The 12,853-nt window shown below is 67.4% G+C and carries 11 protein-coding genes; 4 read left to right on the forward strand and 7 right to left on the reverse strand.

The window, feature by feature from the left end; translation table 11 throughout:
- Positions 1-39: 39 nt before the first annotated feature.
- The 3 genes from N5C18_RS16905 (at position 40) to N5C18_RS16915 (ending at position 4,833) form a co-directional block, all read left to right on the forward strand.
- The gene (locus N5C18_RS16905; protein WP_274510965.1) at positions 40-1,821 is read left to right on the forward strand and encodes a glycoside hydrolase family 15 protein; all 1,782 of its coding nucleotides are present in this window, start codon (positions 40-42) and stop codon (positions 1,819-1,821) included.
- On the forward strand, positions 1,818-3,182 hold the full coding sequence (otsA, locus tag N5C18_RS16910; RefSeq protein ID WP_279945188.1) for an alpha,alpha-trehalose-phosphate synthase (UDP-forming): 1,365 nt from the start codon (positions 1,818-1,820) through the stop codon (positions 3,180-3,182). Before N5C18_RS16905 ends, otsA begins: the two co-directional genes overlap by 4 nt.
- Positions 3,183-3,534: 352 nt before the next feature.
- Entirely contained in the window at positions 3,535-4,833 is a 1,299-nt protein-coding gene (locus tag N5C18_RS16915) for an OmpA family protein (RefSeq protein WP_279945189.1), read from the forward strand.
- 68 nt (positions 4,834-4,901) lie between these two features.
- Here the strand turns inward: N5C18_RS16915 and N5C18_RS16920 are convergent, their stop codons facing one another.
- From N5C18_RS16920 to rluD, 4 genes are read right to left on the reverse strand one after another with little or no spacing between them, the layout of a single operon-like run.
- Positions 4,902-5,333, reverse strand: coding sequence for a thiol-disulfide oxidoreductase DCC family protein (locus N5C18_RS16920; RefSeq protein ID WP_279945190.1), 432 nt, complete (start codon positions 5,331-5,333; stop codon positions 4,902-4,904).
- On the reverse strand, positions 5,308-5,814 hold the full coding sequence (locus N5C18_RS16925; RefSeq protein ID WP_279945191.1) for a DUF4166 domain-containing protein: 507 nt from the start codon (positions 5,812-5,814) through the stop codon (positions 5,308-5,310). Before N5C18_RS16925 ends, N5C18_RS16920 begins: the two co-directional genes overlap by 26 nt.
- A gap of 20 nt (positions 5,815-5,834) precedes the next feature.
- Positions 5,835-6,605: a peptidoglycan editing factor PgeF gene (gene pgeF, locus N5C18_RS16930; RefSeq protein ID WP_279945192.1), complete on the reverse strand. Its 771-nt coding sequence runs from the start codon at positions 6,603-6,605 to the stop codon at positions 5,835-5,837.
- Positions 6,605-7,594 carry a 23S rRNA pseudouridine(1911/1915/1917) synthase RluD gene (gene rluD, locus N5C18_RS16935; RefSeq protein WP_080357259.1) on the reverse strand — a complete coding sequence of 330 codons (990 nt, stop codon included), beginning with the start codon at positions 7,592-7,594 and terminating at the stop codon, positions 6,605-6,607. Before rluD ends, pgeF begins: the two co-directional genes overlap by 1 nt.
- 113 nt (positions 7,595-7,707) lie before the next feature.
- Between rluD and N5C18_RS16940 the strand changes: the two genes are divergently transcribed.
- Positions 7,708-8,595, forward strand: a complete 888-nt coding sequence (locus N5C18_RS16940) for an outer membrane protein assembly factor BamD (RefSeq protein ID WP_004154436.1) — start codon at positions 7,708-7,710, stop codon at positions 8,593-8,595.
- A gap of 145 nt (positions 8,596-8,740) precedes the next feature.
- Here N5C18_RS16940 and N5C18_RS16945 read toward each other — a convergent pair whose 3' ends face one another.
- The 3 genes from N5C18_RS16945 to sucC form a co-directional block, all read right to left on the reverse strand.
- Positions 8,741-10,375, reverse strand: coding sequence for an NAD+ synthase (locus tag N5C18_RS16945; protein ID WP_279945193.1), 1,635 nt, complete (start codon positions 10,373-10,375; stop codon positions 8,741-8,743).
- A 206-nt stretch (positions 10,376-10,581) separates the two neighbouring features.
- Positions 10,582-11,457 (reverse strand): succinate--CoA ligase subunit alpha, encoded by an 876-nt coding sequence (sucD, locus tag N5C18_RS16950; RefSeq protein ID WP_005410793.1) that lies wholly within the window; start codon positions 11,455-11,457, stop codon positions 10,582-10,584.
- Between the two features lie 21 nt (positions 11,458-11,478).
- Positions 11,479-12,648: an ADP-forming succinate--CoA ligase subunit beta gene (gene sucC, locus N5C18_RS16955; RefSeq protein ID WP_004154430.1), complete on the reverse strand. Its 1,170-nt coding sequence runs from the start codon at positions 12,646-12,648 to the stop codon at positions 11,479-11,481.
- Positions 12,649-12,853: the final 205 nt, after the last annotated feature.

Raw genomic sequence — 12,853 nt, forward strand, 5'->3', positions numbered from 1 at the left:
GCCACCCCCACGGCCGCAACCGACGAGATGTACCGCGTGATGACCCAACCCGATCTTGATCTGGGCGTGGTCGGCAACGGCAGCTTCGGCGCCCTGGTCGACAAACATGCCCGCGTTGTCTGGAGCTGCCTGCCCACCTTCGACGGCGATCCCACCTTCTGCGCCCTGCTCGGCCCCAACCAGCAGACCGGTGGCGACTTCGCCATCGAGCTGGAAGACTTCGCCAGCAGCGAGCAGGAGTACCTGACCAACACCGCGATCCTGCGCACCGTGCTGCGCGACGCGCACGGTGGCGAACTGGAAATCCTCGATTTCGCCCCGCGCTGGCGCCAGAACGACCGCTTCTACCGCCCGGTCAGCCTGATCCGGCAGGTGCGCCCTTTGGCCGGCAGCCCACGCATCACGGTGCGTGCGCGGCCGCTGGCGGACTGGGGCGCACGCGTGCCCGAGTCCACCTGGGGCAGCAACCACGTGCGCTGGATCCTGCCCGAGCACGTGCTGCGGCTGACCACCGATGTGCCGGTGCGCTTCGTACGCGAGGGCCTGCCGTTCGTGCTCAACCATCCCATCCACCTGATCCTGGGTGTCGATGAATCACTCAACCGCTCGATCAGCGGCTATGTGCAGGAAGCCTTCCAGCGCACCCGCGATTACTGGCGCGAGTGGGTGCGCTACCTGTCCATTCCGCTGGAATGGCAGGACGCGGTGATCCGCAGCGCGATCACCCTGAAGCTCTGCCAGTACGAGGACAGCGGCGCGATCATCGCGGCGATGACCACCTCCATTCCAGAGGCACCGGGCAGCGTGCGCAACTGGGACTACCGCTACTGCTGGCTGCGCGATGCCGCGTTCGTGGTGCGTGCGCTGAACCGCCTGGGCGCGACGCGCACGATGGAACAGTTCCTCGGCTACATCTTCAACCTGGCCACCACCGACGGTACGCTGCAGCCGCTGTACGGCATCGGCTTCGAGGCCAAACTTGATGAGGACGAAGTGCCCAGCCTGTCCGGCTATCGCGGCATGGGCCCGGTGCGCCGTGGCAACCTGGCCTGGGTGCAGCGCCAGCACGATGTATACGGCAGCGTGGTGCTGGCCTCCACGCAGCTGTTCTTCGACCGCCGCCTGCAGGACCCGGGCGACGCGCACACCTTCGCCCGCCTGGAACCCCTGGGCGAACAGGCCTTTGCCCTGCATGACGTACCCGATGCGGGTCTGTGGGAATTCCGCGGCCGCACCGAGGTGCACACCTACACCAGCGCGATGTGCTGGGCGGCGTGCGACCGCCTGTGCAAGATCGCCGTGCGCCTCAAGCGCGACGACCGCGCACGCTACTGGCGCGAACGTGCCGACACCATCCACGCGCGCATCATGGCCGAATCCTGGAGCGAGGAGCTGGGCCACTTCACCGATACCTTCGGTGGCCATCGCCTGGATGCCTCGCTGCTGCTGCTGGCCGACATCGGCTTCATCGATGCGCTGGACGCCCGCTTCATCGCCACCGTCGACGCCATCGGCCGCGACCTCAAGCATGGCAATTCGCTGTACCGCTACGTCGCCCCGGATGACTTCGGCGAGCCGGAAACCAGCTTCACCATCTGCACGTTCTGGTACATCGACGCGCTGGCCGCGATCGGGCGCCTGGACGAGGCGCGCGCGATGTTCGAAACGCTGCTGAAACAACGCAATCATCTGGGCCTGCTGTCGGAGGATCTGGCGTTCGACAGTGGCGAGGCCTGGGGCAATTTCCCGCAGACCTATTCGCACGTCGGCCTGATCACGGCCGCGATGCGCCTGTCGCGGTCCTGGCAGGAGGCATCGTGAGTCGTCTTGTAGTGGTTTCAAACCGCGTGGCGGTGCCCGGCGAGAACCGCGCTGGCGGCCTGGCGGTCGGCCTGCTGGCCGCGTTGAAGGAACGCGGCGGCATGTGGTTCGGATGGAGCGGCAAGAGCGTGCGCGAGGGCAGTGGCACGCTGCACACGCAGAAGGACGGCGACATCGAGTTCGTCACCCTGGACCTGAGCAAGCGCGAAGTTGACGGTTACTACAACGGCTTCGCCAACCGCACGTTGTGGCCGCTGCTGCACTTCCGCCTGGACCTGGTCGACTACGACCGTGGCACCCGCGAGACCTACCACAAGGTCAACGCGCTGTTCGCCGACAAGCTCGCCCCGCTGCTGCGCGAGGACGACATCGTCTGGATCCACGACTACCACCTGATCCCGCTCGGTGCGCTGCTGCGCGAACGCGGCATCGGCTGCCGCATCGGCTTCTTCCTGCACATCCCGATGCCCTCGGCCGACCTGCTGCAGGCCATGCCCGATCACCTGCGGCTGTTCTCCGCGCTGTATGCCTGCGACCTGGTCGGCTTCCAGACCCAGCGCGACGCCGATCGCTTCCAGACCTACCTGCGCCTGTTCGGCGGCGGCCGCGTGCTCGACAACGGCGAACTGGAAGCTCCCGGCGGGCGCCGTTTCCGCGCAGCCGCCTTCCCGATCGGCATCGACACCGACCTGATCGCGCGCCAGGCCGGCACCGCCGCCACCAAGGCCGCGGTGAAGAATCTGCGCAACAGCCTGCGTGACCGCCAGCTGGCGATCGGTGTCGACCGCCTGGACTACTCCAAGGGCCTGCCCGAGCGCTTCCTCGGCTTCGAGCGCTACCTGGAGCGTCATCCCGACCAGCGCGGCTCGCTGACCTACCTGCAGATCGCCCCGGTCTCGCGTGGCGATGTCACCGAGTACCGGCAACTGCGCAGCCAGCTGGAACAGATCGCCGGCCACATCAACGGCGGCCACGCCGAGCCGGACTGGACACCGCTGCGCTACGTCAACCAGAACTTCACCCATGCCACCCTCACCGGCTTCTACCGGGCGGCGGCGGTGGGCCTGGTGACACCGCTGCGCGACGGCATGAACCTGGTGGCCAAGGAGTACGTGGCCTCGCAGGACCCGGAGGATCCCGGGGTGCTGGTGCTGTCGCTGCTGGCCGGTGCCGCCGATGAACTGAAACAGGCGCTGCTGGTGAATCCACACGACCTGGACGGCGTGGCCGATGCGATCGCCACCGCTGCGACGATGTCGCTGCGCAGGCGCAAGGAGCGTTGGCACGCGATGATGGACCACCTGCGCACCTACGACATCAACCACTGGCGGCGCAGCTACCTGGACGCGCTGGAGAACTGAGGGATCGCGCCACCAGTCCAGCCATGAAGCGACAGAGGAGCGCCATGTGCGCTCGCAGATTGTCGCTTTAAGCCCGAAAGTAGGTGCACGTGAAACCATTCGCCGAACAGCAGAATGGCGCCCCTGCCCGTCCCAGCCGTCCCGGGCAGGCACGTAAGGCTCGCGTCGCACAAGGCCTCATCGTGTCCTGCCGCACGCTCTGCCGCATCGCCCGCCGGAACGAAAGATGCACCACCGCCAGCCTTTCACCATGCATTGACGCGCGCTCCCCAGAGTGGCGCCCCCAGAGATATCGCAATCCGTCGCGCCCGCTGCGCGGTGCGATGCACATCACATTCCGGGGAGTCACTGTATGTCTGCGTACGACCGTTTCATCGAAGATGCCGCAACACGCCTGGAGCTGGGCCATCGCGCCCGCTGGGTGGTGGAGGTCATCAGCGTCTGGATAACCTCCCATCACCAGGGCCTGGACGGTCTGCAGCAGCGGTTTGAGCAGGCAGGCCTGGCCTCCCGTTTTCATTCCTGGCGGCAACCGGCAGCGATGCGGCTGCCCATCGTCGCCAGTGAGCTCGAACGCGCGCTGGGGGCGCACACGCTGGCCATGATCGCGCACCGTTGTGGCATGTCACCCGGTGCTTTCAGGGTGGTCGCCTGCCACCTTCTGCCGGGGGTGGTCGCGCTGATGGATGCGCCCGGCGGCCTGGTGCCTTCCCCCCATGCCCCTCGCAGCATCGCGGGCCCATCGCCCCGGCGCATGACCGGCACGGTGCCATTGCGCGCGATGTATGGGAGGGCCGTGCGCAGCCTGTTGTGGCTGCTGGCTATTGTCGTTGTCCTCGGCCTCACCACCTGGCTGCAGCTGAAGGCCCGCATGCCCCTGTGGACGGTGCCGGACATTCCACTCGAACACGACGCCTGCCTGTCCCTGCAGCAACACGGCACACAGATGCAGGTGCACGGCAACCTGCCCACCGAGGGGGATCGTCGCCGTATCTGGAGCACGCTGCTGGCGCTACACGGCCGGCAGAACGTGCAGGGCGGGATAACGCTGGACCCACGCGCACGCGCGCCGCGCTGGCTGGATCGCCTGATTGCCGATCTTCCACAGCTGCAGGGCGACGGACTGCGGCTGGAATTCGCCGGATCGCAGCTGCGCATCGACACATCGCTGATGGAGGACGCGCAGCGGCTGGCCATCTCGCACAGATTGCGCCAGGACTTCCCGGCACTGGACATGAGCGGCCTGTGGGGCCCGGGACTGGCGGCGCTGTCGCAGCTGCCGGCGCACGCCGATGCCGCGCAGCGGATTGAAGCGCTGAACCAGACCACGCTGAAGTTCCACGCCGGTTCGTCCGAGTTGACCGGCGACTCGCGGCAGACCCTGGAGGCCGTCGCGGATGCGCTGCGCAGAGCGCCCGACGGCAAGCGTGTTGAGATCGGCGCGCACACCGATGGTCGCGGCCACGCCCAAGCCAACCTGCAGCTCAGCCAGCAGCGCGCCGAGGCGGTATCACACGCGCTGCAGTCCCTGGGCGTCCCCGCCACCTCGCTGGTCGCGGTGGGCTACGGCCAGGACTGGCCGGTCGCCGACAATCGCAGCGACATCGGACGCGCGCAGAACCGTCGCATCGCCTATCAACTGCTCGACTGAAAAAAGGGGACGGAGGGAATCAAGTCGTGTATGCATGAACGACTTGATTCCCTCCGTCCCCTTTTTGTTCAATCCAGGAAGCGCGCGGCCTGTTCTGGCGGCGGCAAAAGGCAGGCGTCATGCCGCCCGAACCAGCGGTAGCGGTTGCGCGCCAGCACGCGATAGGCCGCGTCGCGCCAGCTTCGCGGTAGCACACGCAGCACACCACTCAGGCGCCAGGCGCCGCCCAACCCGGCCAGCACGCGCAGGATCGCGTCGGTGTCGGTCCATGCGCCCTGCGCATCCAGCAGCAGGAATGACCTGGGGTCCTGCGGATCCAGTCCATGCGCGCGCAGCAGCGCACTGCCCCGGGTGCCCTGCATCGCCGCGAAGCGATAGCGCCCGTTGGGATCGAAACGCAGCAGGAAGCGCACCCACCGGTTGCACAGCGCGCAGACACCGTCGAACACGATCACCGCGCCGTCGGCGGTGGTCTCACTGCGGTTCGAGCCAGCCGTCATAGCGGATCAGGGCTCCTGCCCAGGGCAAGGTCACATCAACCCGAAAAGTGTAACGCTGCCCCTGCCCTGCTTCGCGGCAGCGCACGCCGCCAAACCAGCGCGTGGGCAGCGGCAGCACCCCGAACGCCCACACCCGGCGCACCGACCAATCGATGCCGCCCTCGCGGGCCTGCAGGTCGAACTCGAAACGCACCGCGCCCAGCTGCTCACGCAGATGGCCCTCGTGCGCCCACAACCGCGACACCATCGGCCAGCGGCCGAACCGGCGCGCCCAGCGTTCGCCATGCCCGTGTGCACTGAACACCACTTCGGTCGGCAGTGCCTCGCCCTCCCTCGGCAACTGCGCCAAGGCGGCCAGCAGCGGCACCAGCCAGTGCCGTCCGCGCTCGATCCGCGACTGCCCCACGTAGCGGCACGGCAACGCAGCGGCGTGCAGCGCCTGTACCGGCACTGCCAGAGTGGCAAAGGCCGGCCCCAGCACGTGCGCGAACAGGGGCGTGCTCAGCGCGCGATCCAGGCCAGCGTCGCCATGCGTCCGGTGCGACGGTCGCGCCGGTGCGAGTACAGGTCCGTGTCGGCCATGGTCGACACCGTGCCGCCATACACCTGCGCCGGGTCCATGCCGGCGGCCTGCAGCCGCTGGCGGGCCAGGGCGAACAGGTCCACCTTCCAGTGCCCGGGCCGGGTCGCCACGAAAGCCGCCTCCGCAGCCGGGTCATGCCCGACAAAGGCGTGGAAGACCTCTTCGCCGATCTCGTAGTCGGCCGGCCCGGCGGCCGGGCCCAGCCAGGCCCGCAACTGCGCGGGCGGGGTCTGCAGGGCGGCCACGGTGGCCTCCAGCATGCCGTCGGCCAGCCCGCGCCAACCGGCATGGGCCGCGCCCACCTCGCTGCCATCGGCAGCGGCGAACACCACCGGCAGGCAATCGGCGGTCAGGATCGCCAGCACCACGCCCGGCACCGAAGTCACCGCGGCGTCGGCCACCGGCTCACTGGCGCCCGGCACCGGTGGTGCGTTGAAGCGCAGCACGGTACTGCTGTGCACCTGGCGCAGCCAATGCGGCGCGGACGGCAGCGCCAATCCCTGCTGCAGCAGCTGGCGGTTGTGCTCGACATTGGCCGGGGTATCGCCATCGGCCGCGTGCCGGTTGCCCAGGTTGAACTGCGCGAACGGCGCCGGCGAGATGCCCGCGCCATGCCGGCGCGTGGTCAGCGCATGGACGCCTGCTGGCGCTGGCCAGTCGGCCTGCAGCAACGGCAGCGCGGCCGCCATCACCAGCGGTCCCGCTCGCGTGCGGCGAAGGCTTCGCTGTCTTCGCGCAGCACCTTCATCAGGTGCAGCATGTCTTCCGGCACCGGTGCGGTGTTGCGCACCGGCTCGCCGGTGATCGGGTGGGTGAACTCCAGGGTTTCGGCATGCAGGGCTTGGCGCTTGAAGCCGCGCAGCGCGGCCACCAGCTCGTCACTGGCGCCCTTGGGCAGCTTCAGCGCGCCGCCGTACAGCGGATCACCGATGATCGGGTGGCGCACATGCGCCATGTGCACGCGGATCTGGTGGGTACGACCGGTTTCCAGGCGGCACTCCAGCGCGGTGTGCGCACGGAAACGCTCGCGCAGGCGGTAATGGGTGATCGCTTCCTTGCCGTCCTCGCGCACGGCCATCTTCAGGCGGTCGCGCGGGTGGCGGTCGATCGGCGCATCGGCCGTGCCGCCGGCCACCAGTGCGCCCATCACGATGGCCAGGTACTGCCGGTGCACGTCGCGTGCGGCCAGCTGCTCGACCAGCGCGGTCTGCGCCTCCAGGGTCTTGGCCACCACCATCACGCCGCTGGTGTCCTTGTCCAGGCGGTGCACGATGCCGGCACGCGGCAGCACCGCCACCGACGGGTCGCGGAACAGCAGGGCATTGACCAGGGTGCCGCTGTGGTTGCCCGCGCCGGGGTGGACCACCAGCCCGACCGGCTTGTTGATCACCAGCAGGTGCTCGTCCTCGAACAGCACGTCCAGCGGGATGTCCTCCGGCTGGGCGTCGGTCTGGGTCTCGAGCACCACCGTGAGGGTGACCACCTCGCCGCCGCGCAGCGGGTCGCGCGGGCGCACCTGGGCGCCATCCAGCAGGACGTCGCCCGCCTTGATCCACTCGGTCAGGCGCGAACGCGAGTATTCGGGGAACAGTTCGGCCACGACGGCGTCGAAACGACGGCCGGCCGCGGTGTCGGGGACGATGGCCTGGCGGGCCGATTCAGAGGGTTGTTCAGACATGGCAGGGGGCATTCTTTGAAATTTTGGGGTCCCGGCGGCCGGTTTCAGTCGCTGGACAGGACACTAGGCTATCATCGACCCTTCGTATTCCAGCCGCGTCCCGCCTCGACCCCATGATCCGACGCTCCGCCATGCTCTCTGCGCCCGTCCGCCTCACCGCCCTGCTGCTGGTGCTGGTCATCGCCGCCACCGGCTGCCACCGTGGCGCCAAGAAGGGCGATCGCCCCGATGAAGGGACGCCGGTCGAACAGTTGTACGAGAAGAGCCACAAGCTGATGCAGGGTGGCAACTGGAGCGGTGCTGAGACCAGCTTCCGCCGCCTGGTGGCCCAGTATCCGTACGGTCCCTATACCGAGCAGGCGATGATCGAAACCGCCTACGCCCAGTACAAGGCCGGCAAGCACGACGATGCGGTGTCCAGCATCGACCGCTTCATCCGCACCTACCCGACCCACCGCAACATCGCGTACCTGTACTACCTGCGCGGTCTTGCCAACTCCAACCGCAGTACGGTTTTCCTGCGACGCGTATGGTCGCTGGACGCCAGCCGCCGCGACCTGTCCACGCCGCATCAGGCGTATTCGGACTTCAACATCGTGGTCGACCGCTACCCGAACAGCCGCTATGCCGCCGATGCGCGCAGCCGCATGCTGGAACTGCGTGACGTGTTTGCCCAGCACGAGCTGGACAACGCCCTGTACTACATGCGCCGCGGCGCCTGGGTCTCGGCGGCCGGCCGCGCCAACTACCTGCTGGAAACCTACCCGCAGAGCGCGTTCCAGTACGATGCCGTCGCCGTCCTGGCCGATTCCTACACCCACCTGGGCAACAAGACCCTGGCCGACGACGCCCGCCGCGTCCTGCAGCTGAACCAGCCGGACCACCCGTGGCTGGAAGGCAAGTGGCCGAAGTACCCGTGGATGATCCGCAAGCTGAACCCGTTCGCCGGCGAGAAGTCCGCCAGCACCGGCCAGCGCAACGCGCGACTGGAAAAGAAATAAGAAAGGGCCCCGCAAGGGGCCCTCTTCTTTTGTTGCGGTAGTGCCGGCCGCTGGCCGGCAACCCGATGGCCTGTCTGAGGGTCATGCAACAGCCGGCCAGTGGCCGGCTCCAGCCATCGGCCGGGCCACGCCCGGCGCCCCTGCCTCAGCCCTTGTAGCCGTTGCTGATCGGGTAGCGACGCTCACGGCCGAAGGCGCGGCGCGAGACCTTCGGCCCCGGCGCGGCCTGGTGCCGCTTCCACTCGCTGATGCGCACCAGGCGCAGCACGCGGTCGACCACGGCCGCATCGTAGCCGGCGGCCACGATCTCCCCGCGCGACTGCTCCTGATCGATGTAGCGGTACAGGATGCCGTCCAGCACGTCGTAGGCCGGCAGCGAATCCTGGTCCAGCTGGTTCTCGCGCAGTTCGGCCGACGGCGGGCGGCTGATCACCGCCGGCGGGATCACCGGCGCGCCACCTACGGTATTGCGCCACTTGGACAGGCCGAACACTTCGGTCTTGTACAGGTCCTTCAGCGGCGCATAGCCCCCGCACATGTCGCCGTAGATGGTGGCGTAGCCCACCGCGTACTCGCTCTTGTTGCCGGTGGTCAGCAGCAGTCCGCCGAACTTGTTGGCCAGCGCCATCAGGATCACGCCGCGGCTGCGCGACTGCAGGTTCTCCTCGGTCACGTCCGGCGTGGTGCCTTCGAACATCGGCGCCAGCGATTCCATCAGGCCCTTGAACGCCGGCTCGATCGACACCGCTTCCAGCTTCACCCCCAGCGCCTGGCACTGCTCGGCGGCCAGGTCGTTGGACAGGCCAGCGGTATAGCGCGACGGCAGGCGCACCGCGGTCACGTTCTCCGCGCCCATCGCATCCACCGCCAGCGCCAGCACCAGGGCCGAGTCGATGCCGCCGGACAGGCCCAGCCACACCTTCTTGAAGCCGTTCTTGCGGCAGTAGTCCTGGATGCCGCGCGTCACCGCACGCCAGGCCAGCGCGTCCATGCTCTCGTCGCCGTCGTCCATCCACACGTGCGGCAGGAACCGACGGCTCTGGCCGTCGTAGTCCACCACCAGCCATTGGTCGACGAAGGCAGCGGCCGCCGGGTGCACGTTGCCGTCGCCATCGGCCACTACCGAAGCGCCATCGAACACCAGCGCATCCTGCCCCCCCACCACATTGAGGTAGGCGATCGCCGCCCCGCTCTCGCGGGTGCGTGCGGCCAGCACGGCGTCGCGCTGGGCGTGCTTGCCACGCTCATAGGGCGACGCATTGGGGACCACCACCAGCTGCGCACCGGCGCGCACGGTATCGGCCAGCGGTTCGGCAAACCATAGGTCCTCGCAGATCAGCAGCCCCACCGGAACGCCATTGACCTCGAACACGCAGCTGCCGCCGTCCGGGTCCACATCGAAGTAGCGACGCTCGTCGAATACCGCATAGTTGGGCAGCTCGCGCTTGCGGTAGGTCTGCTCGACCAGGCCATCGCGCAGCACGCTGGCGGCGTTGTAGACCACCGCGCCGGCGGCCTGCGGCCAACCGACCACGGCGGTGATGCCGCGGCAGGCGGCGGCAATGCGGCCCATCGCCTGCTCGCACTCGTACAGGAAGCCCGGGCGCAGCAGCAGGTCCTCCGGCGGGTAACCGCTCACGGCCAGCTCGGGGAACATCACCAGCTCGGCGCCGTACTCGTCGCGCGCCTGGCCGATCATCTCGATGATGCGCTCGGTATTGCCGGCGACATCGCCGACCGGGAAGTCGAACTGCGCCATCGCGATGCGGATCGAAGCCATGGGAATCCAGCCTGTGGTTGCAATGCGCCCATTGTAGCGCCGCACCGTGTACGCACCCTGCCCAGCAGATCCACGCCATGCGTGGATGGGGTTGCCCGGATGACCTGGACACCCGACGCAGAAAGGCCGCCCGGGGGCGGCCTTTCTGTTTCAAGCAGCCGGCCAGCGGCCGGCTCTACAGAATCGTCTGCCGGAGGCAGTCGATCTTATTTCACCAGCTTGGCGATGGCAGCACCCAGGTCGCCCGGCGAACGCACGGTGACGACGCCAGCGGCTTCCATGGCGGCGAACTTGCCTTCCGCCGTGCCCTTGCCACCCGAGGCGATCGCACCGGCGTGGCCCATGCGCTTGCCGGCCGGAGCCGACGCACCGGCGATGAAACCGACGACCGGCTTCTTCACGTGGTTCTTGATGTACTCGGCGCCGGCTTCTTCAGCGTCACCGCCGATTTCGCCGACCATGATGATGCCTTCGGTCTGCGGGTCTTCGTTGAACAGCTTCAGGCAGTCGACGAAGTTCAGGCCGTTGATCGGGTCACCACCGATGCCGATGCAGGTGGACTGGCCCAGGCCGACTTCGGTGGTCTGCTTGACCGCTTCATAGGTCAGGGTGCCCGAACGCGACACGATGCCGATCTTGCCCGGCTGGTGGATGTGGCCCGGCATGATGCCGATCTTGCACTCACCCGGGGTGATGACGCCCGGGCAGTTCGGCCCGATCAGCACGGTGTCCGGATGCGAACGGGTCAGCACGTTCTTGACGCGCAGCATGTCCAGCACCGGGATGCCTTCGGTGATGCAGACGATGACCTTGATGCCGGCAGCAGCGGCTTCCAGGATCGCGTCAGCGGCGTACGGCGGCGGCACGTAGATGACCGAAGCGTTGGCGCCGGTGCTCTGCACGGCGTCGGCAACGGTGTTGAAGACCGGCAGGTCGATATGGGTGGTGCCACCCTTGCCCGGGGTCACGCCGCCCACAACCTGGGTGCCGTACTCGATCATCTGAGTGGCGTGGAAGGTGCCCTGCTGGCCGGTGAAGCCCTGCACGATCACCTTGGTGTTCTTGTTGATCAAAACAGACATTGGAATTCCTTGGTGTCGGTATCAGGCGGCGTTCTTGACAGCTTCAACGATCTTCTTGGCGCCATCGTTGATGTTGTCAGCCGGGATGATGGCCATGCCGCTGTCGCGCAGCAGCTGCTTGCCTTCTTCCACGTTGGTGCCTTCCAGGCGCACCACGACCGGAACCTTGACGCCCACTTCCTTCACGGCGGCAATGATGCCTTCGGCAATCATGTCGCAGCGGACGATGCCGCCGAAGATGTTGACGAAGATGCCTTCGACCTTGTCCGAGGACAGGATCAGCTTGAAGGCTTCGATGACGCGCTGCTTGTTGGCACCGCCGCCCACGTCCAGGAAGTTCGCCGGCTCGCCGCCGTTGAGCTTGATGACGTCCATGGTGGCCATGGCCAGGCCGGCGCCGTTCACCATGCAGCCGATGTTGCCGTCCATGGTGACGTAGTTGATGTCCAGCTCCGAAGCGATCACTTCGGTCGGATCTTCCTGGGTCTTGTCGCGCATGGCGACCAGCGCCTTCTGGCGGAACGCGGCGTTGTCGTCGCTGTCGAACTTGCCGTCCAGCGCGTACAGGTTGCCGTCGTCCAGGATGGCCAGCGGGTTGATTTCAACCAGGGCCAGGTCCTTTTCGTTGAACAGGCGGTACAGGTTCACCATGATGCTGGCGAACTGGCCGGCCTGCTTGGCGGTCAGGCCCAGCTTGAAGCCGAAATCACGGCCGTGGTAACCCTGCACGCCTTCGACGAAGTCGACGTTCAGCGAGTGGATCAGCTCCGGGGTTTCAGCCGCAACCTGCTCGATTTCCACGCCGCCTTCCGAAGAGGCGATGTAGGTGATGGTCTTGGTGCCACGGTCGACCAGCACCGACAGGTACAGTTCCTTGACGATCTCGCCGGCGGTGGTCACCAGCACCAGGTTGACCGGCAGTTCAACGCCTGCGGTCTGGTAGGTGGCCATCTTGGTGCCGAGCATCTTGGCCGCAGCGGCCTTCACGTCGTCGGTGGTCTTGCAGAACTTGACGCCGCCAGCCTTACCGCGGCCGCCAGCGTGGATCTGCGCCTTGACCATCCAGGGGCCCTGGCCCAGGGAGTTGGCAGCGGCAACCGCTTCGTCCGGGGTCGCAGCGACCTTGCCGGCCGGGACCGGGATGCCGTACTCGGCAAGCAGTTGTTTTGACTGGTATTCGTGGAAATTCATGCGTCACCGTGGGAATAGGAACGACCGCACGCAATTCCTCAGGGCCCCGGCGGGGCGCCGGCATGGACCGCGGCGGGCCCACTATTGTGGCCGAGCCAGCGCCGGGGCGCAAAGAAGTCTGTACAAAACGCCAGACCCGGCCAGATTTCCACCGTCATTCAGGCAGTTGCGCCGGGCCCGGCGCTGGCCACCGGTGTCCGCGGGC

This window comes from Stenotrophomonas sp. GD03930, from assembly GCF_029839665.1.
Lineage (GTDB): Bacteria > Pseudomonadota > Gammaproteobacteria > Xanthomonadales > Xanthomonadaceae > Stenotrophomonas > Stenotrophomonas forensis.